This is a genomic window from Chryseobacterium viscerum (assembly GCF_025949665.1).
Lineage (GTDB): Bacteria > Bacteroidota > Bacteroidia > Flavobacteriales > Weeksellaceae > Chryseobacterium > Chryseobacterium viscerum_A.
This window is the reverse complement of record NZ_JAPDFT010000005.1, coordinates 97,764-116,202: the sequence shown is the minus strand read 5'-3', so window position 1 is coordinate 116,202 and position 18,439 is coordinate 97,764. Positions and strand designations below refer to the sequence as shown.

The 18,439-nt window shown below is 34.9% G+C and carries 20 protein-coding genes; 17 read left to right on the top strand and 3 right to left on the bottom strand.

The features are described 5' to 3' along the window. Positions 1 to 2: 2 nt before the first annotated feature. Positions 3 to 644 carry a DUF1579 domain-containing protein gene (locus OL225_RS20385; protein ID WP_264519407.1) on the bottom strand — a complete coding sequence of 214 codons (642 nt, stop codon included), beginning with the start codon at positions 642 to 644 and terminating at the stop codon, positions 3 to 5. A gap of 122 nt (positions 645 to 766) precedes the next feature. On the opposite strand from OL225_RS20385, the gene OL225_RS20380 reads away from it, so the two are divergent. The 14 genes from OL225_RS20380 (at position 767) to OL225_RS20315 (ending at position 12,057) form a co-directional block, all read left to right on the top strand. Further along, positions 767 to 1,462 (top strand): NUDIX hydrolase, encoded by a 696-nt coding sequence (locus OL225_RS20380; RefSeq protein ID WP_047377941.1) that lies wholly within the window; start codon positions 767 to 769, stop codon positions 1,460 to 1,462. A gap of 330 nt (positions 1,463 to 1,792) precedes the next feature. Beyond that, complete coding sequence (locus tag OL225_RS20375) at positions 1,793 to 2,335, top strand: NADAR family protein (protein ID WP_264519406.1); 543 nt, start codon at positions 1,793 to 1,795, stop codon at positions 2,333 to 2,335. A 28-nt stretch (positions 2,336 to 2,363) separates the two neighbouring features. Then, positions 2,364 to 2,912 (top strand): 2OG-Fe(II) oxygenase, encoded by a 549-nt coding sequence (locus OL225_RS20370; RefSeq protein ID WP_264519405.1) that lies wholly within the window; start codon positions 2,364 to 2,366, stop codon positions 2,910 to 2,912. 77 nt (positions 2,913 to 2,989) lie between these two features. Continuing rightward, positions 2,990 to 3,325 (top strand): hypothetical protein, encoded by a 336-nt coding sequence (locus tag OL225_RS20365; protein ID WP_264519404.1) that lies wholly within the window; start codon positions 2,990 to 2,992, stop codon positions 3,323 to 3,325. Between the two features lie 2 nt (positions 3,326 to 3,327). Then, positions 3,328 to 4,182: a hypothetical protein gene (locus tag OL225_RS20360; RefSeq protein ID WP_264519403.1), complete on the top strand. Its 855-nt coding sequence runs from the start codon at positions 3,328 to 3,330 to the stop codon at positions 4,180 to 4,182. Positions 4,183 to 4,253: 71 nt separating this feature from the next. Next, on the top strand, positions 4,254 to 5,324 hold the full coding sequence (locus tag OL225_RS20355) for an adenylosuccinate synthetase (RefSeq protein WP_264519402.1): 1,071 nt from the start codon (positions 4,254 to 4,256) through the stop codon (positions 5,322 to 5,324). Between the two features lie 69 nt (positions 5,325 to 5,393). Next, positions 5,394 to 5,819: an ADP-ribosylation/crystallin J1 gene (locus OL225_RS20350; protein ID WP_264519401.1), complete on the top strand. Its 426-nt coding sequence runs from the start codon at positions 5,394 to 5,396 to the stop codon at positions 5,817 to 5,819. After that, positions 5,816 to 6,322: an O-acetyl-ADP-ribose deacetylase gene (locus tag OL225_RS20345; RefSeq protein ID WP_264519400.1), complete on the top strand. Its 507-nt coding sequence runs from the start codon at positions 5,816 to 5,818 to the stop codon at positions 6,320 to 6,322. Before OL225_RS20350 ends, OL225_RS20345 begins: the two co-directional genes overlap by 4 nt. A gap of 4 nt (positions 6,323 to 6,326) precedes the next feature. Then, on the top strand, positions 6,327 to 7,013 hold the full coding sequence (locus OL225_RS20340; protein ID WP_264519399.1) for an SIR2 family NAD-dependent protein deacylase: 687 nt from the start codon (positions 6,327 to 6,329) through the stop codon (positions 7,011 to 7,013). Continuing rightward, a complete protein-coding gene (locus OL225_RS20335; protein WP_264519398.1) occupies positions 7,013 to 7,978 on the top strand; it encodes an ADP-ribosylglycohydrolase family protein in 966 nt (321 codons plus the stop codon). Before OL225_RS20340 ends, OL225_RS20335 begins: the two co-directional genes overlap by 1 nt. Before the next feature lie 10 nt (positions 7,979 to 7,988). Continuing rightward, positions 7,989 to 8,531 (top strand): RNA 2'-phosphotransferase, encoded by a 543-nt coding sequence (locus tag OL225_RS20330; protein ID WP_264519397.1) that lies wholly within the window; start codon positions 7,989 to 7,991, stop codon positions 8,529 to 8,531. Between the two features lies 1 nt (position 8,532). Next, a complete protein-coding gene (locus OL225_RS20325) occupies positions 8,533 to 9,261 on the top strand; it encodes a metallophosphoesterase (RefSeq protein ID WP_264519396.1) in 729 nt (242 codons plus the stop codon). 183 nt (positions 9,262 to 9,444) lie between these two features. Next, a complete protein-coding gene (locus OL225_RS20320; protein WP_264519395.1) occupies positions 9,445 to 11,169 on the top strand; it encodes a hypothetical protein in 1,725 nt (574 codons plus the stop codon). Between the two features lie 99 nt (positions 11,170 to 11,268). Further along, positions 11,269 to 12,057, top strand: a complete 789-nt coding sequence (locus OL225_RS20315) for a T9SS-dependent choice-of-anchor J family protein (protein ID WP_264519394.1) — start codon at positions 11,269 to 11,271, stop codon at positions 12,055 to 12,057. 48 nt (positions 12,058 to 12,105) lie between these two features. Here the strand turns inward: OL225_RS20315 and OL225_RS20310 are convergent, their stop codons facing one another. Continuing rightward, on the bottom strand, positions 12,106 to 12,987 hold the full coding sequence (locus OL225_RS20310) for a cupin-like domain-containing protein (RefSeq protein ID WP_047377953.1): 882 nt from the start codon (positions 12,985 to 12,987) through the stop codon (positions 12,106 to 12,108). A 565-nt stretch (positions 12,988 to 13,552) separates the two neighbouring features. Between OL225_RS20310 and OL225_RS20305 the strand changes: the two genes are divergently transcribed. Continuing rightward, the gene (locus tag OL225_RS20305) at positions 13,553 to 16,264 is read left to right on the top strand and encodes a Plug and carboxypeptidase regulatory-like domain-containing protein (RefSeq protein ID WP_264519393.1); all 2,712 of its coding nucleotides are present in this window, start codon (positions 13,553 to 13,555) and stop codon (positions 16,262 to 16,264) included. Between the two features lie 58 nt (positions 16,265 to 16,322). Here OL225_RS20305 and OL225_RS20300 read toward each other — a convergent pair whose 3' ends face one another. Continuing rightward, on the bottom strand, positions 16,323 to 16,820 hold the full coding sequence (locus OL225_RS20300) for a DinB family protein (protein ID WP_264519392.1): 498 nt from the start codon (positions 16,818 to 16,820) through the stop codon (positions 16,323 to 16,325). 180 nt (positions 16,821 to 17,000) lie between these two features. Here OL225_RS20300 and OL225_RS20295 point away from each other — a divergent pair, with 180 nt between their 5' ends. Together OL225_RS20295 and OL225_RS20290 are read left to right on the top strand one after the other, a co-directional pair. Continuing rightward, complete coding sequence (locus OL225_RS20295; RefSeq protein ID WP_264519391.1) at positions 17,001 to 17,897, top strand: GLPGLI family protein; 897 nt, start codon at positions 17,001 to 17,003, stop codon at positions 17,895 to 17,897. 233 nt (positions 17,898 to 18,130) lie between these two features. Beyond that, entirely contained in the window at positions 18,131 to 18,409 is a 279-nt protein-coding gene (locus OL225_RS20290) for a hypothetical protein (protein ID WP_264519390.1), read from the top strand. Positions 18,410 to 18,439: the final 30 nt, after the last annotated feature.

The window sequence follows — 18,439 nt, the reverse complement described above, 5'->3', positions numbered from 1 at the left end:
GTTTATTTTTTACGGGTATACTTTATTTCCATTGTTTTGTACTCTTTCCCTGTTTTGGAATCAGGGCCATACATTTCCAGCTTTTGATTATTATCATCTACAAATGTGAAAACCTCTCTGAAGTCACAATCTTTTCCAGGTCTTGAAGGATCAGTCATTTTTCCTTTAAATTCAACTGATTTTGTGGAAGCATTCCAATCTCCTTCGCTATGCATGATTCCGGTTCCCATATTGTCTATCCAAGTACTGACAAACTTCTTCTTTGCGTTGTCATATCCTACAATGCTCATACCCTCAAATGGCATTCCCATAAAGTCACCTTTGTGATTTGTGATCTGATAACGTCCGCCAAACATCATTTTATTGGTAGCTTCAGATTTACTCATCATAGGTTTTGCTCCGTTTTCCATCCACATGGTAGTTTCTCCTGTCCAGGTTCCGTCAGATTTTGCCAGCATTTTTTGCATTTCTCCCGGAGTTGAGTATGCCATCCAGTCTTTCATGGCTGTTGCGGAATCTACGGGTTTCCATTCAGAAGTCGAAGCAGAATCGGCTTTGTCAGCAGTATTGGCTGCAGTTGTTTTTCCTTTCTCACATGCTGTTAATAAAAAAGCAATAAAAAGAATTGTTAATACATTTTTCATAATAATTTAGTTTTAAGATGGTTAGAATGATAACTTAAAGATAAAACTTTTATTATAAACGAAATTATTTTTTAATTTGGGCATAAATTGTAACTTTGTGTATTCATAACGCAAATTAATTTATGGAGTCTCCAAAAAAATTACAGGATATAAAAGTGGCTGTAGATGCCGTCATTTTCGGATATTTTGATAAAAAAGATCTTCAGATCCTTCTTATTAAAAGAAATATCGAACCTTTTAAAGGAGGCTGGGCGCTTCCGGGAGGGCTTGTTCTTGATGAGGAAAGCGTAGATGATGCGGTAAAACGGGAACTTTATGAAGAAGCAGGCATAAAGCCTGATTTTCTGGAGCAACTCTACACATTTGGTAATCTGGGCCGGGATCCGAGGAACAGAGTGGTTTCTATAGCTTATCTGGGGCTTGTGAACCCATCTTATCATGAACTGTTTGCAGATTCTGATGCAGAAGATGCACAATGGTTCAGTATTAATAAACTTCCTTCAGTGGCTTTTGACCACAAAACAATTATTGAGACTGCTTTAAAAAGACTTCGCACAAAAATTCAATATCAACCAATCGGCTTCAATCTTCTCAATGAAGAATTTCCCTTCTCAGACCTTGAAAATCTTTATAAAACAATTGTAGGTCAGGAAATAGACAGGAGAAATTTCCGTAAGAAAATCATGAGTTACGGACTGCTTAATGAAACCAATAATGTTAAAAAAGAAGGCAGCGGCAGGCCTGGTAAGCTTTTTACATTCAATAAAGAGAAATATAAAGAGCTTGAAGAACAGGGCTTTTATTTTGAAATTAAATAGTTTTTTAAACACAAATTTCACAAATAGATTCACACTAATCTTCACAAATATATTAGGAGTAATAAAGAATTGTATTAAAAAATTAATAAATAATGCATTCAATAGAAACGGGCTTTAGCCCGTTTTTTTATGACCAATTCAATTGGCTTTAGCCTAAGCATACTAAAGATTTGTGTCATTTGTGATTAAAATTTGAGTTATTCATGGTTTGAAAAAATAAATTTTTATAATTGAAAATCAATTGTTTATATTTATTAGCGTAAAATTAACACAAATAAATTTGGTGTAAAGACTGATATTATTTTAAATTTGTGTAAAAATAACACAATCATGAATTACACCTTACAGAATATTACAGAACGTTTTCAAAAGAAGGAAAGAATAAAATTTCTTTTTTTCTGGGGGCATACCGCAAAAGATATTGTCACCAAATCATGTTTTAGCCAATGGTATCCTGGAAAATTTGAAGAAAACGGGATCATATATAAAACTGCAGAACACTATATGATGGCCGGAAAAGCAAGATTATTTAATGATCCTGAAACAGAAGAAGAAATCTTAAAGGCGGCAACTCCCAACCAGGCAAAAGCTTTAGGCCGAAAAGTAAAAAACTTTAATCCGATACTTTGGGACGAGCATAAGTATGAAATTGTAACCCAGGGAAATCTTTTAAAATTCTCTCAAAATCAGAAATTTAAAGACTTTCTTTTGTCAACCGCAGATAAAATTCTTGTGGAAGCGAGTCCTTATGACAGGATCTGGGGAATTGGGATGCTGGAAACAGATAGCAGAGCAGAAAATCCTTTACTCTGGAATGGAGAAAATCTTTTAGGATTTGCTTTGATGGAAGTAAGAGATGAATTAAGAAAGTAAAACACAACACCAACACAAAATAGGAATCATGGAAAAAATAGAACTACACCCACAGATATTTCTGATTGAAGATTTTCTTACCGAAACAGAATGTGATCATTATATCAGTCTTTCGCAGGAAAAAGTTTTTGAAGAAGCAAAGATTAATGTATTCGGACGCCAGCAGATGAATAAAGGAGTCAGAAATAATGATAGGCTAATGATCTTTGATGAAACAATGGCTGAAGATCTGTTTAAAAAAGCATCTGAATTTCTACCTCAGGAACAAGATGGATATCAGCTTCTTAACTTTAATGAAATGCTTAGAGTGTATCGATATGCTCCCGGACAACAGTTTAAAATGCACAGAGATGGAAGCTATATCAGAAATGAAAATGAGAAAAGCTTTTACACCTTTATGATCTATCTAAATGATGATTTTGAAGGAGGAGAAACAGAATTTGAAAACCTGTTTACAGTAGCTCCTAAAAAAGGGACGGCTCTTATTTTTCACCACCCGTTAAGGCATGAAGGAAAAACTCTGATCAGCGGATTGAAATATGTTTTGAGAACAGATGTAATGTATTCAAAAATTTAAATCATCTGGAAAAGAGAGAGGCGTTATTATGTCTTGTTTGATTAGCGTAATATTAACACAAATAAAAATAATTGATCGTGGAAGATGAATTAAAACCAAGATTTATCGAATCATTACAAAGAAATAATGATCAGATCAGAGAAGACCGTGCAAGGATCATCGGAGCAGATTCCGAACTGATCTACAGACGCAGAGTTGAAGATATCGAATTAAAAATCAAAAGACTTGAGCGCGAACAGGAAGGGCTTATTGATATCAGTCCTTTAGACAGGAACAGTCTGACTTTTGCGGATTTTAATCCCGAAGCATTCGTTCAGAAAGACATAGAATTATCATTAACAATCAGAAATCTGAATATTCAGCTTGAAGTTACCCAAAAGAGATTTGAATATTTATTTGGAAAAATAGTATAGTCATGGGAAGTACAAGATACGATTTAGACGCTCGTTATGACAGAGCAAGAAAAGCAGGTTACGGAACAAAATCCGCGGGTGAAATTTTTACCCAGAATGCCAAAAGAATGGCTCATGAATCAATGAATCCTCACGGAATTTCCTTCAGAGAATCCAGAGACTCAGAAGTTCACCCCAACTCAGTTCCGATTATTTTGGGATTGGATGTTACCGGAAGCATGGGACATATTCCTCACGAACTGATCAGAGATGGATTACCAAAACTAATGGGAGGAATTATTCAGGGAGGTGTTCCTGATCCGGCCTTGTTGTTTCTTGGAATCGGAGATCATGAATGCGATGGTTACCCGCTACAGGTTGGCCAGTTTGAATCAGGGGACGCAGAATTGGATATGTGGCTCACCCGTACTTATATTGAATCAGGTGGAGGTGGAAATGCCGGAGAAAGCTATCTTTTAGCCTGGTATTTCGCTGCTTTTCATACCAGAACAGATGCCTTTGAAAAAAGAAAGCAAAAAGGATTACTGTTTACCGTTGGTGATGAACCCTGTTTAAAAACACTTCCTGCTTCCGCCATCAGAGAAATTATGGGAAAAGGACAGCAAACTTATACTCATCTTGAATTGCTGGAAGAAGTAAAGAAGAAGTACGAAGTATACCATATCAGTGTTTTACATTCAGATCAGGCGCTGAGAGCAGACAGAGGGTGGAAAGAACTATTGGGAAAAAATTGTATCTCCATAGAAGATCACAGAGAAATTCCGAATGTTATTAAAGAAATCATCTGCAATAAATTTAAAAATCAAACCTTTGGAACAACAGAAACAGAAGGATTAGATCAATTTCAAATGCTTTAAAACAGAGCAATTGCCATCAAGGAAATTAAAAACATAAATGAAGATGGCAAAGGCTTTCAAAAAAAAAGGACATGAAAAAGGCACAGATAGTAATAGGACTTGGTTTTGGTGATGAAGGAAAAGGGATTACAACAGATTTTTTGGCTTCAAAGAATCCGGAGGCGGTTGTAATCCGCTTTTCAGGGGGGCAGCAGGCTGCCCATACGGTGATGATTGATGATAAAAAGCATGTACACTCAAGTTTTGCCAGCGGGTCTCTTCGCGGATTACCCTCTTACTTCACGGAGCACTGTACCATTCATCCTGTTTTTCTGCTCAATGAAAGAGAAGAATTAAAAACAAAGAACGGAAATATTGCACTTCATATTCATCCACTGGCAAAGATTACCACTCCTTTTGATGTATGGCAGAACAGAATCAATGCTAGAAATCTGGAACACGGAACCTGCGGAAAAGGAGTAGGGGCTACCATGAAAAGACACGAAAGTCCTTACAAACTATTCGCCATAGATTTCATAGCACCCAGAGAAATGCTGATGGAAAAGCTGAAAGGAATTGCCTATTACTATGGTTTTGTAGATGAAAGTGAAATCAGTGAACTTCTGCACCCTTTTTTAGAAGCTATTGACAGCATTGATTGGAAAATAAATGATTATAACTACCTGGCTTACTTCGATCACCTGATTTTTGAAGGAAGCCAGGGTATTTTACTCGATATGGATCATGGTATTTTTCCCAATGTGACTTATGCTCATACCACCTCAAAGAATGCATACGAAATCTGCAGACTTTTAAAAATTGAAGACATTGAAATGTATTATGTGACCAGAAGTTATGGTACCCGCCATGGAAACGGCTGGATGAGCAGTGAAAAAGAAATGAAACTGAAAAATAATGAAGAAGAAACCTGTACATTTAATGAATATCAGAAGGATTTAAGAACAGGAGAAATAGATTATAACCTTTTGAATTATGCCTTAAAACTGGATGGAGCTTATGTATTTCCGGTTAAAAAGAACCTTGTTGTTACCTGTTTAGATCAGCTAGATGAGAAATTTAAACCAGAAAATCTGGATATAGAATTTGATGCAGTCTATGGATCATATTCTCCGTATTCAAAAGATTTTAAACAGATTTTTTAAATCCTGCAGATACAAGTATTAATTTTATATTTAATAGAAGAATGATTAATGATTGAAAAAATAATAACCATGAAAACTACAACATTATACAGACCCGTAGGAGAAAAAGAAATGATCTTAATTATAGAAAGTGGATTTAGAAAATTTCCTCCTAGATTAGAATGGCAGCCTATTTTTTATCCCGTTCTTGATGAAAACTATGCTTCAGAGATTGCAGAAAAATGGAATACCAGAGATGAAGCCGGAAACTATCTTGGTTTTGTAACCCAATTTGATGTATTGGATGAAGTGGCAGATCAATATCCTGCACAGAATGTAGGAGCAAGAAACCACAACGAACTATGGGTGCCATCAGAAGAGTTGGATGGTTTTAATAAAGCAATTGTAGGAAACATCAAAGTAACCAAAGTATTTATAGGAGATGATTTTGAGAAAGCTGCGAATAGTGAGTTGGAAAAACTGATTTCCAACATTAAAAAACTCAATTTAAAATGAAAATTGAATTAATAAAAGGAGATATCACAAAGATCAATGCTGATGCAATTGTCAATGCAGCCAATTCGTCTTTACTTGGTGGAGGCGGGGTAGATGGAGCCATTCATAGAGCTGGAGGTCCGGAGATATTAGAAGAATGCAGAGCAATTAGAAACAGACAGGGCAAATGCAATACTGGTGAAGCTGTAATAACTGGTGCGGGAAATCTTCCGGCCAGATATGTTATCCATACGGTAGGCCCGGTTTGGAATGGAAATGAAGAAAAAGAATCTAAGTTTCTGGCAGATTGTTACCATAATTCATTGAAATTGGCTGAAAATCTTGGTGTAAAAACCATTGCTTTTCCCAATATCAGTACAGGTGTATACAGATTTCCAAAAGAACTGGCAGGAAAAATTGCGGTAGACGAGGTCAGAAAATTTCATTCAGATATTATTGAGAAAATTATTTTTGTTTGCTTTGATGATGAAAATGAAATGATTTACAAAAAACTATTAGATTAAACCAATGAAAAAGCTAACCATATTAAGCGGTGCAGGAATCAGTGCCGAAAGCGGAATAAAAACCTTCAGAGACGGAGACGGTCTTTGGGAAAATCATAATGTAACGGATGTGGCAAGTCCGGAAGGATGGAGAAAAGACAGAGCTTTGGTCCTGGAATTTTACAACCAGAGAAGACGCCAGCTGCATGAAGTACAGCCCAACGAAGCTCATCACTTATTGGCAGAGCTGGAAAAACATTTTGAAGTTCAGATTATTACCCAGAATATTGATGATCTTCATGAAAGAGCAGGATCTACCAATATCCTTCATATTCATGGAGAATTATTTAAATCATGCTCATGCAGCAATAAGAAACTGATTTATGAACAAAAAAAGGATATCAATATCGGAGATAAAGCCGAAGACGGGGCACAGTTAAGACCTTTTATCGTTTGGTTTGGAGAAGACGTTCCTCTATATCAGAATGCGCGGGAAATTGTCAGAGAATCAGATGTTTTACTGGTAATTGGAACTTCTTTGCAGGTATATCCGGCAGCAGGCCTGATTCATGATATTAAAGATGACTGTCTTTTAATTGTTATCAATCCTAATGAAACAGGATTTGGATACGGACAAAGAGCTGTAGTGATGAAAGAAACCGCAACCCAGGGAATGAAGCTATTGTTTGATAAACTGGTAAACCTTGCTTGATGGAAAACAAAGTAAAAGCAGGAATCATGGGCGTCTGTATCGGAGACGCTCTTGGTGTTCCTGTAGAATTTAGAAGTAGAGAACAGCTTAAGCGTTCACCAGTCACTAAAATGCGTGCTTTAGGAACCCATCACCAGCCTGCAGGAACATGGAGTGATGATGGTTCTTTGACATTGTGTCTTGCAGATAGTTTGTGTAAAGGATATGACCTTGCAGATATGGCATTGAAATTTTTACAATGGTACAATGCGGAAATATGGACTCCTCATGGAAAGGTTTTTGACATAGGTATTGCAACATCACAAGCAATTTATAAAGTTGGAAAAGGTGTTTCTCCTACTTTATGCGGAGGAAATTCGGAGTTCGATAATGGAAACGGATCTTTAATGCGGATCATGCCGATATTATTTTATATCAAGGATTTTCCTATTGAGAAACGCTTTGATATTATAAAAGACGTTTCCTCTATTACACACAGACATATCCGTTCTATTTTAGCCTGTTTTATTTATTTAGAATTTGCTTTGGAAATTCTAAAAGGAAAAGATAAATGGGAAGCATATAGGGCAATGCAGAAAACAGTTTGTGAATTTTTGGATTGTAATCCTATTTGTTCACAAAATGAAATGAATAAATTTCATCGGATTTTAGGGCTAAAAGTTGGGGAATATGATTTAGCTCCTTTGCATACGTTGCAGGAGGAGGAAATAAGTTCTGGAGGTTATGTTCTTCACAGTCTCGAAGCTTCCCTTTGGTGTTTTCTAAACTCAGAAAGCTATTCTGAAGCAGTTTTGAAAGCTGTCAACCTCGGAGAAGATACAGATACAACAGGAGCCATTACCGGAGGAATTGCAGGAATTTATTATGGATATGAAAATATTCCTGAAGAATGGATTGCTGAGCTGGTGAGGAAAGATGATATTGAAGCATTGTGTGAGAAATTACACCATAAATTAATGAATTAAAACACACATCATGAATGAAATAGAAAAGAAAAAAATAAGTAAATTTTTAAGCCTGATCTTACGACATCAACCAGAAAGCATTGGACTTTCGTTGGATGAAAACGGTTGGGCAGATATAGAAGAGTTGAGAGCAAAATCAGCAAAGAAAAGAATATATTTTACTCCTGAAGAACTGGATGAGGTAGTAGAAACCAATAATAAAAAACGTTTTGCCTTTAACGAAGATAAAACCATGATCAGAGCCAGCCAGGGACATTCCATTGATATAGATCTGGCTCTGGAAGTTAAACAGCCTCCTGAATTCCTTTATCACGGAACTGCAGAAGCCAATATTTCTTCAATTTTAGACAAAGGAATTGAAAAAAGAACACGCCAGCATGTACACTTAAGTGCTGATAAAGAGACTGCTGCAAAGGTCGGGATGAGACACGGCAAACCTGTGATTCTTACCATCAGAACCGGAACAATGCATCAGGATGGATTATCTTTCTATCAGTCTGCAAACGGAGTCTGGCTGACTGATTTTGTAGATGCAAAATATATTTCAAAGTAAAATGAGCAGAACATTAGTCATAGGAGACATTCATGGAGGATCTAAAGCTTTACAGCAGGTTCTTGAAAGAGCTGAAGTTACACAAAGTGATCAACTGATTTTCCTGGGAGATTATGTAGACGGATGGAGCGGGTCCTCCCAAATTATACAGTTCTTAATCGAACTTTCCAAAAAACAGAAATGCATTTTCATCAAAGGAAATCATGATGCCTGGTGTGAAGACTGGCTGGCATTGGGGCAAAAACCTGACGTATGGCTCTTCAATGGAGGAAAAAGTACCATAGAAAGCTATGCAGATTATCTCCCGGAAGATCTGGATATTCATCTGGAATTCTTCCAAAGAATGAAAAATTATCATGTTGATGATCAGAACCGCCTGTTTATTCATGCTGGATATGCCTCCATGCACGGCCCGGAAAAGGAAGTCTATTCCAGTAATTACAGATGGGACAGAACTCTTTGGGAAACGGCTGTAGCAATGGATAAAAAACTGGAAAAGAATTCAGAATTATATCCTAAGAGATTGCTTCTGTATAAAGAAATATTTATTGGGCATACTCCTACTCTTGATATTGGGATTAAAATACCAGCCAACAAAGCCAATATCTGGAATATGGACACCGGAGCTGCTTATACCGGATCTTTATCCATCATGGATATTGATACCAAAGAATTCTGGCAAAGTGATCCGCTTCCCTCTCTCTATCCGGATGAAAAAGGAAGAAATTAAGTGAATTAAACAGATAAACTGGCTTCTGGTCCTATTATTAATCAAACCTCACGGGTTTTCAAAACCCGTGAGGTTTCTATTTTAAAATAATTTTACTTTCACCTTTTCACAATTTTTGCCGGCCAATATATCACCATTTCTCACAAAAGATAACTACTTTTAAAGTCTGAAAATATGACTTCCATGAAACTGAAATATCTTTTATTCACCCTGAGTTCTACCTTGTTTTTTGCTCAAAAATCATTTCAGACCCCTTTTGAAAAAAGAAATGGCAACCAGACTGTTACCTATGATGAAATGAATAGCTATTACCAGGATCTGGCTAAAAATTTTAATACCATTCAGTACCTTAAAAAAGGAGAAGATGATAACGGAAAACCCATTTATGTGGTGGTCTATAATCCTTTTGCTGAAAAAGACCTTGAAAAATTAAGAAAAGATAAAGCCGTTCTCTTCGTCAACAACGGTATTCACCCGGGAGAACCGGACGGAATAGACGCAACCATGATGCTGATGAGAGATCTTGCCACCCAAAAGATTAAAACTCCACAGAACTTTATCATTGCCGCTATTTCCGCCTATAATGTCAGTGGAATGCTGAACAGAGGCTCCTATTCCAGAGCCAATCAGAATGGTCCGGAACAATATGGTTTCAGAGGAAATGCAAGAAATTATGACCTGAACAGAGACTTTATTAAGGCAGATTCCAAAAACGCCAGAAGTTTTCAGGAGATTTACCAATGGTTGCAACCAGAAGTTTTTATTGATAATCATGTCAGCAACGGCGCTGATTATCAATATACATTTACTTATATTTCTACCTTTAAAGAACGTCTTGGAAATACTTTGGGAACTTATTTCTATAATGATTATCAAACTAAAAACCTTGAGGATATGAAGAAACTCGGCTATGAAAGTACACCTTATGTGAACATTCATGGAGATGTTCCCGAAGTAGGATTTGCTTCATTTGAAGATTCTCCGAGATATTCCACAGGATATGCTTCCCTCTTCAATTCTTTAGGAACCGTTCCTGAAACCCATATGCTGAAACCTTATGATAAAAGAGTAGATGCTACTTACAAATATATGCTGGTCAACCTTCAGAATTTAGACAAAGATTATCACACCATAAAACAACTTCGTTTTGAAAATTTAAAACAATATCAGGCTGGAAAACAATATGGTATCCGTTGGAAAATAGACTCCACGAAGTTCTCTACTATGAATTTTAAAGGCTATGAAGGAAAATACAAACCCAGTGAAGTTTCCGGAAAGCCAAGGCTGTATTATGACAGAAACAAACCTTTTACAAAAAATATCAAGCTCTTTACTACCGCTGTCCCAACAGGGTATATTACTATTCCCAAATATTATGTGATTCCCCGGTCACAATACCGCGTAATTGAAGAATTCAGAAGAAATAATATTCAGATGAGACCGATTCAGAAAGACAGTACTTTAGCGGTTGAATCTTATAAAATCAAAGACTTCAAAACCGTTAAAAATCCCTATGAAGGTCATTATCTGCATTTTGAAACTACTGTAGACGCCTCTCGTAAGAATATAACTTTTTCTGCTGGAGACTATTTGGTTTCTACCAATCAGCCTGGTGTAAAATATGTCATAGAAACACTTGAGCCTGAGGCATTAGACTCGTTTTTTAACTGGAATTTCTTCGATGGAATTTTAGCCCAGAAAGAATACTATTCCGCCTATATTTTTGAAGATACGGCTGCTGAACTGCTGAAAAAAGATAAAAAATTGAAAGAAGCCTTTGAAGCAGTGAAAGCATCCGATAAAAAATTATCTGAAGACGGAGAATCACAATTGGATTGGATTTACAGACATTCCCCTTATTTTGAAGAAAAGACTTTCAGACAATATCCTGTTTATAGGGTGTTGTAGAGTTCTTTCATAAAAAGTCTGATTATTTTTGTTTTTTTTGTAACGATTTGTTAATCAATGTCTTTGTTTTTTATTAAATTAGTATCAAAAATAAACACTATGAAACAAATTTATCAATTCGTAACGTTGCTGTGCTTTATACCAATAGGTCTGTTAGCACAATATTCTCAAAGTTTTGATTCGGCAACAATGCCTGCCGATTGGACGGTAATTAATGGAGGAGATCCCGGAACCTGGGAAACCTGGGATTCCTATGATTCTTCATTCAATGCACCTCATTCAGGAACCCATTTTCTGGGATTGGAATATGGCAGTACTGCCCATGATGATTATGTTATCAGCCCTGCTATAGTGGTCACTGCAGGAGTATCAGATAAGCTTACTTTCTGGGCAAGAAACAGAGGAGCCGGGCTTGCTGAGACAGTGGATGTAAAAGTCTCAACAACAACTCCCACCATCGCAGGCCTTACCAACACGCTTGTCGCCGCTTTAAAACCCCCTACTTCATGGAATCAATATACTTATGACCTGACTCCTTACTTAGGACAGACAATTTATATTGCTTTCTATTCTACCACAGAAGATGTCTGGTTTATCGGGATAGATGATTTCCAGATTTCAGCAAACAGTCTGTCGGTTTCTGATGCAAAAGCAGATAACAGCCGTGCATCCATCTATCCAAATCCGGCAAAAGATATTGTACATATTAAAAATAAAACTAATATATCTGAAGTCAATATTTATGATTTTAATGGAAAACTGGTGAAAAAAGAAATGATGAACTCAGAAAGTGGAACTGTAAATGTAAGTGAACTGGCAGCAGGAAACTATATAGTGAAGGTTAAAGATAAAGAGACAGAAAAAGGCTATAAAATGATTAAGAAATAGCATTTTATAATAGAATTAAAAAGACGTTTCATTTGAAACGTCTTTTTTTTATCTCGGTAATCCCCTTTTTAAAGCGATTTCTGCCCTTTCAATAGCAAGCTTTTCTTTCCAGTCCATGTATTTGCTTTTAAACTGAGACTTCATAACATCGTCAAATTTACGCTGTACGGTAAGATTCCATAGGGAATGTGCTTTTACTGCCCATGATTTGTCCCATGCTCTTAAAGAAATAGAGAAACTTCCATCCAGATATTTCATCCAGTGCCACCATCCTGTAGGCATGAATAACGTGTCTCCATGTTCCAGGAAACATTCAATTCCTTCTACGCCATCCAGTGCCGGAAATTTTGTAAGGTCTGGGTTTTCAATATCATAGTCTTCCAGTGCATAGGTTGCATAGGGTATCTGATAAAGTCTTTCTCTCCATTTATAATCGAAAAGAAGAATATGTTTTCTTCCGTTGAAGTGAGTATGGAAAATATGCGCCATATCAATATCAAAATGAAGGAATGTTTCAGATCCTTTTCCACCGAAGAACATATTAGGATATTTATCAAGAAACCCTCCCATCAGTTCTTTGGGAGAAATATAATCTTCCAAAAGATTTGGGGCGTATTTTATAGGATCAAAAAGGAATATTCTGAGATCGGTTGGTTCCCGCTGAATGAGATCTATATAATCCCCAAATTTCATTTTTGCAGCAGAAGAATTGATGGGAGCAGAAGGATCTGCTTTTGAGCTGTCATATAAAGGAACCTCTACATCTCCTACAACCTCCTTCATGTATTCCATCGTCCATTTTTGGTAAGCAGGCCACTTTTTTGCCATATTTTTGATGACAACGGGCCTTCTTGGCTTCAGATATTTTTCGTAGAATTCCTCTTTGGAAATGTCATCTACAATATCTATAGGCTTTAAAATAATTCCCATTTTAGTAAATTTATATGACAAAATTATTAAATAAATGTTAACGATCCTCGTCTTTAATTTTTTTTTAATCTATGATTCAAATCAGATTTTACTATTTGGAATAGTTAAAAATATTATTTTTTTTGTTAATTGATTAAATTTCTGTTTTTGTTGTAAAAAAAGAATAAAAATAACTTTATGCTACATCAATGATCTAAAATCAGTCAAAGATTGAATGAAAATTTTTATCATTGATTAATATGAAATAATTATTTTATGGATTATTTTTTTTAATAAATCATAAAATTATAAATTTTATAGTAGACAATATGAGGAAAATAAAAACAGGGTTTTGATATAATTTATCTATAATGTTTTTGTTAAAACACAAAAAAATCAAAAATTGTTTTGTTAATTATAGTTAATAATTTAAAAGAAATAACAATTTGTTTTTTACAAGCCGTAAAAAACAAAATTATAACTATGTTTGTAGTGATAAAAGATTTAACTTTTACTTATAAAAGCCATCTTTATAAGAAGTGTAACAAAAAACTACAATGATTAACTAATTGAGCAAATAATAGGTATGAAAAAAAATATTTCTTTATTTCTGATGCTTTTCTTTACTGTGCTTACTTTTGCGCAGAAGACCGTTTCAGGAAAGATTACTGATGATGACGGGGTGGCCATACCAAGCGCCAGTGTTACCATAGAAGAACCAGGAAAAGACGCTATTCTGGCATATGGAATTACTAATTCTAAAGGAGAATATAAAGTAACTTTTACTTCTGCGGAACCCAATGTGGATCTTAAAGTGAAAGCATTCAATCAAAAACCCCTTACAAAGCAAATCAGTAACTCTGATCAAACCCTGAGTTTCAAAATGCAGTCTGAAGCTACAGAAATTAAGGAAGTACAGTTGAAAACAAAAATGATTACCGCAAGAGGTGACACTATTTCTTACGATCTTAAAGCTTTCAACAGTAAAAATGACAGAACTCTGGCAGATGTAATGAAAAAGATCCCAGGAATTGAAGTCAATAACGACGGAACAATCCTTTATCAGGGAAATGCCATTAATAAATTCTATGTAAACGGAAAAGACCTTATGGAAGGCGGTTATGGTACCATCAACAATTCACTTCCGAAAGATGCAGTACAAAAAGTAGAAGTTCTTGAAAATCATCAGCCGGTAAAAATTCTTCAGGATAAAGTGCCTTCAGACCAGGCAGCAATCAATATCAAACTGAAAAATTCCGTTACTATGACCGGTAGAGGAGAAGTAGGAACAGGCTTTGGAGATCCATGGCTTTGGAATGTAAAACTGACTCCCATGTTTTTCGGACAGAAAAGCCAATGGGTAGTCAATTATAAAACCAATAATATGGGTGAGCAGGTGGAAAATGAGGGGAATATTCTTGCATTTGGCAGCTCTTGGGAAGGAAGAAGAAGTAATATTTCGCAAAATAACTGGCTGAATGTAGAAAATGCAACAGTACCCGACCTTCCGGTAAAAAGATATCTGATGAATAGTGTTCATTATCTGTCAGCAAATTACCTTACCAATATTGATAATAAGAAAGAATGGGAACTTAAAGCCAATGCAAACTATACTAATAATGCAGTGGAAAGAGAGTCAAATAGTGTTACCAGAGATATCCAACAAGGGACACAATATACTACAAGATTCCTGAACAATTTCTATACAGATAAGCTGAAAGGAGAATTAATATTCACAAAGAACGCTAAAAAAGGATTCTTTAAAAATACAACCACGTTTTCTCAATTCTGGAATGGAGATAGAGCCTTTGCTGAAAGAAATGATAAGCAAGGTTACAGAATAGGAAATGAAGCTTTGGAGTCACCTACAACATCTTTTCAGAACTCTTTAAGCACAATCATTCCATGGAAAGAAAAGATGGTGAATTTCAAGTCTTATATTAGTTATCAGAATGATAAGCAGATATTAGAAATTTCTCCTGCTGATTATCTGCAGTTTCCTTATAAAGAACCAAATAGTACAGACTTAACTACTATTAAATTCACACCAGGAAGTACAGCTTTGCAGTATTTCAGAATTAAATCTTTAGATACATCACATTCTGCAAATATTAGTTTCTCTGCAAAGGGGTGGACATTTACCCCACAAGTAGGATTTGATCTTTCTACAGATAAACTGACGACAAACTTTGATGGAAGTACAGTTAACAATTCTCCAAATTTTGCAAGTTTGGCTTATGAAAATGATTTGAAATTCACAAGAATCAATCCATCTGCCTCAGTGGGAATTAATTATAAATCCGAATCATGGAGCTTATTTTCAAGTTTCCCTGTTAACTTTAATAATATCAAAGCTGAAGATGCATTTAGAAATGTTTCAAAATCTTTGAGTAAAGTAACATTTACCCCTAATGTCTTTGCTCAATATTCATTTGCCTCATTCTTTAAAGCTAGTGTAAATGGAGGTATAAGTAATAATTTTGGAGACATTCAGACAGCTTATGCGGGATATATTCTTACAAGTCCGGGAGGGTTTAATGTGATGAATCCTAAAAATCCGATCCCCGAAACCAACACAAAAAATGCTGGTGGAAGATTGGAATACAGAAATCCGTTAAATAATCTTTTCTTCAATGTAGGATATAGAATAAGTGATGCCAAAAATAACCTTATTGCTTCAAGTATCGTTAACGAATCAGGCTTTAGAGTTACAGAATACTTGGAAAGAGAAAATAAAAGAACCAGTAATACCTATTACGCGGAAATAGGAAAATATTTCCCTAAATTTAAAACCAATGCGTCATTAAGTTATAATAATACTATTTCTAAATCTCAATCCATTAGAAACACAGATGATATTGATAACAAAACAAACGGAAATACTTTAGGAGTTAAATTTAACAATACCTATTTCTCATGGATGAGTGTAGACTTTAACGCCTCTAAAACCTGGAATAAAACATCTAATATTTATCTTACAGGAAACAAAGGAAAATCTGAAGGATATAGTCATAACCTTAATGTGTTTTTCTATCCGTTAGAAAACCATACCATAGGGTTTTATTGGGATCAGATCAATTCAAAATCTGCAGATGTGAAATATAACAACGGTTTCTTTGATCTTTCCTATCAATTTTCATGGGCTAAGAAAAAAATTGATTTTGAGTTGAAGTGGATGAATATTGCAAACAAAAAAGTGTTTGAAAGAATTGATATTGACAATACAACAATTACACAAACTACAATGCAGCTCCGCCCTAGCCAAGTTATGCTAAGCGTAAAATTCAACTTTAAATAAAATAAAAACCAATCCATCCGGATTGGTTTTTTTGTTGAGATATATTGATGTATTAAAATTAAAAACTTTGCTGGTCTGCCGAAGGCCCATAGCTTCCAGGCAAAGGAATGTTGTTCAGTCTGTAATATACTCCCAGTTGGGCTCTGTGGTGCGTAATCTGGTTTAAAGCATGTCGGATGGCTCCGTATTTGCTCCAGCTTGCCAGTTCATGACCATCATTTTTAATGGTCCAGCTTGGGTTCAGGTCGTCTTCTGTACTGTTTTCAAGAGCCTTTTTACCAGCTTGATAATCTTCTTCAAGCTTTTTCATAAGATCTTCTTTTGTAGAAAGGATGGTTGGTTTGTAGTCTCCTTTGCCAAAATCCAGTTCGGAAGTATTTAAAATAGTATTCGGCCATTCAAAAACTTCTACAAGATGAGTGGCAAGTGGCATCAGTTTCATACTTTTTTCATGAGGTGCGAAGTCATTTTTTCCTTCGGGAAACAATTCAATAAACTTTTTTGTGGTTTGGAATTCTCCTTCCAGTTCGGATTTTAATTGAGATAAGGTATCCATAATATTTTGTTTTTTAGAAACTTAAAGGTAAGCGTTTTAAAAATGAAACTGTTTTAAGAGAATCATAATTTTTTAATCACAAGGTAATCCGGAGCAATAAATCTTTTTCTGAAAATAAAATTTCAAAGAAACTGTAACAAAAGAAGAGATGTGATTACTAATTATATAAAACTTGAAATAATGAAAAAGTTATTCTCCATATTTCTTATCGCTCTTTTTGCATTTGCAGGAGCTCAGGAATCAAAGGAAACTGCTAACCGTTTCTTTTATGAACTGACTTTTAAGCCAAAGAAAGATTCGGCGAAGCTGGATAAGATCATTACCATCCTTGATATTACTCCAAAGAAATCAATCTATCAGGATTATACAATACCAGCTCAGGATTCCATTATTAAAGTTGCTGTTGACGAAATGGAAAAAACAAAAAGTTGGAAAGATATCACGAAACTTATTAAAATGCCGAAATTCTCATATAAGATTTTTAAAACTTATCCGGAAATGAAAGAAAAGTATGTTGATAGGGTGAGTATGAATTTATTTGGTTATGATGATGATATTAAATTCAATTGGAATATTTTATCAGAAAAAGAAAAAGTAGGAGAATATAATACACAAAAAGCAACTACAGAATTTGGAGGAAGAAAATGGACAGCCTGGTTTAGTACAGATATTCCTTTTCAAGATGGGCCATACAAATTTTATGGGCTTCCTGGTTTAATTGTTAAAATTGAAGATTCAGAGAAAAACTATTCTTGGAAACTAAGTGGAAATAAAAAGATTGAAAACTATGAAGAAATGTCCAATTCAGATAAGATCAATGCAAAATATGGAGTTCCTCAAACCGTAACACCTACAACAAAAGATAAGTTTGAAAAGGCTTATGCTAGCTTTAAACAAGATCCTATGGCAGAATTTCGTCAAAAGATTACTCCTGAAATGATGAATATGAAAATGCCAGGATCTGATATAACAATTGGAGAAATGGCAAAAAAACAAGAAAAAATGGCTAAAGATTTTTTCAATGCCAATGACAATCCAATAGAAAAAAAGCAAGCTTCAGACAAGAAGAAAAAATAAGCATTCATATCAACTAAATTATATTTTGAATCAACCCAGATACAGCAATGTGTTTGGGTTGATTTCTTTTTGTTAAAAACGTTCTTTTAATAACTAGAAAGTACTGAAAATAAACTCTAATTTGAAATGATATTTTAGAATAAGTATTTGTTTTTTAAATTTAAATAACAAAAATTTGATTTTGTTATTTTTCATTATATGTTTGTTTTACAACAAATAAAAATATTATTATAATGAGAAAAATTATTTTCATGTTGTTATTAACAACATCTGCAATGTTATTTGCAAAAACGGAAGAGCCAAAAGTAAAAACAATTTTTTCTAAACAAGAACAAAAAGTTTTAGTTGCAAAAAAAACGATTCAGCAAGAAGAAAAAGTAGTAAAAAAAATTTCACTTACTAATAAACAAGACATTAGTATTTGTGCAGTTGCTTTTAATGCTCCTGTTCCAACAAATATGGGAGCTTTGTTAGCCTGTCTTCAAGCAATATCAGAAGTTGTAAATCCATAATGATAAAAAGAATAACTTTAAAAAGAAGGT

Excerpts from the sequence above, each read along its gene's own strand:
- OL225_RS20350 (WP_264519401.1), top strand. The coding sequence starts at position 5,394 with ATGAAAACTACAACATTATACAGACCCGTAGGAGAAAAAGAAATGATC.
- OL225_RS20360 (WP_264519403.1), top strand. The coding sequence starts at position 3,328 with ATGGGAAGTACAAGATACGATTTAGACGCTCGTTATGACAGAGCAAGA.
- OL225_RS20330 (WP_264519397.1), top strand. The coding sequence starts at position 7,989 with ATGAATGAAATAGAAAAGAAAAAAATAAGTAAATTTTTAAGCCTGATC.
- OL225_RS20325 (WP_264519396.1), top strand. The coding sequence starts at position 8,533 with ATGAGCAGAACATTAGTCATAGGAGACATTCATGGAGGATCTAAAGCT.
- OL225_RS20370 (WP_264519405.1), top strand. The coding sequence starts at position 2,364 with ATGGAAAAAATAGAACTACACCCACAGATATTTCTGATTGAAGATTTT.
- OL225_RS20315 (WP_264519394.1), top strand. The coding sequence starts at position 11,269 with ATGAAACAAATTTATCAATTCGTAACGTTGCTGTGCTTTATACCAATA.
- OL225_RS20380 (WP_047377941.1), top strand. The coding sequence starts at position 767 with ATGGAGTCTCCAAAAAAATTACAGGATATAAAAGTGGCTGTAGATGCC.
- OL225_RS20385 (WP_264519407.1), bottom strand. The coding sequence starts at position 644 with ATGAAAAATGTATTAACAATTCTTTTTATTGCTTTTTTATTAACAGCA.
- OL225_RS20320 (WP_264519395.1), top strand. The coding sequence starts at position 9,445 with ATGAAACTGAAATATCTTTTATTCACCCTGAGTTCTACCTTGTTTTTT.
- OL225_RS20375 (WP_264519406.1), top strand. The coding sequence starts at position 1,793 with ATGAATTACACCTTACAGAATATTACAGAACGTTTTCAAAAGAAGGAA.
- OL225_RS20310 (WP_047377953.1), bottom strand. The coding sequence starts at position 12,987 with ATGGGAATTATTTTAAAGCCTATAGATATTGTAGATGACATTTCCAAA.
- OL225_RS20345 (WP_264519400.1), top strand. The coding sequence starts at position 5,816 with ATGAAAATTGAATTAATAAAAGGAGATATCACAAAGATCAATGCTGAT.
- OL225_RS20335 (WP_264519398.1), top strand. The coding sequence starts at position 7,013 with ATGGAAAACAAAGTAAAAGCAGGAATCATGGGCGTCTGTATCGGAGAC.
- OL225_RS20300 (WP_264519392.1), bottom strand. The coding sequence starts at position 16,820 with ATGGATACCTTATCTCAATTAAAATCCGAACTGGAAGGAGAATTCCAA.
- OL225_RS20290 (WP_264519390.1), top strand. The coding sequence starts at position 18,131 with ATGAGAAAAATTATTTTCATGTTGTTATTAACAACATCTGCAATGTTA.
- OL225_RS20355 (WP_264519402.1), top strand. The coding sequence starts at position 4,254 with ATGAAAAAGGCACAGATAGTAATAGGACTTGGTTTTGGTGATGAAGGA.
- OL225_RS20295 (WP_264519391.1), top strand. The coding sequence starts at position 17,001 with ATGAAAAAGTTATTCTCCATATTTCTTATCGCTCTTTTTGCATTTGCA.
- OL225_RS20340 (WP_264519399.1), top strand. The coding sequence starts at position 6,327 with ATGAAAAAGCTAACCATATTAAGCGGTGCAGGAATCAGTGCCGAAAGC.
- OL225_RS20305 (WP_264519393.1), top strand. The coding sequence starts at position 13,553 with ATGAAAAAAAATATTTCTTTATTTCTGATGCTTTTCTTTACTGTGCTT.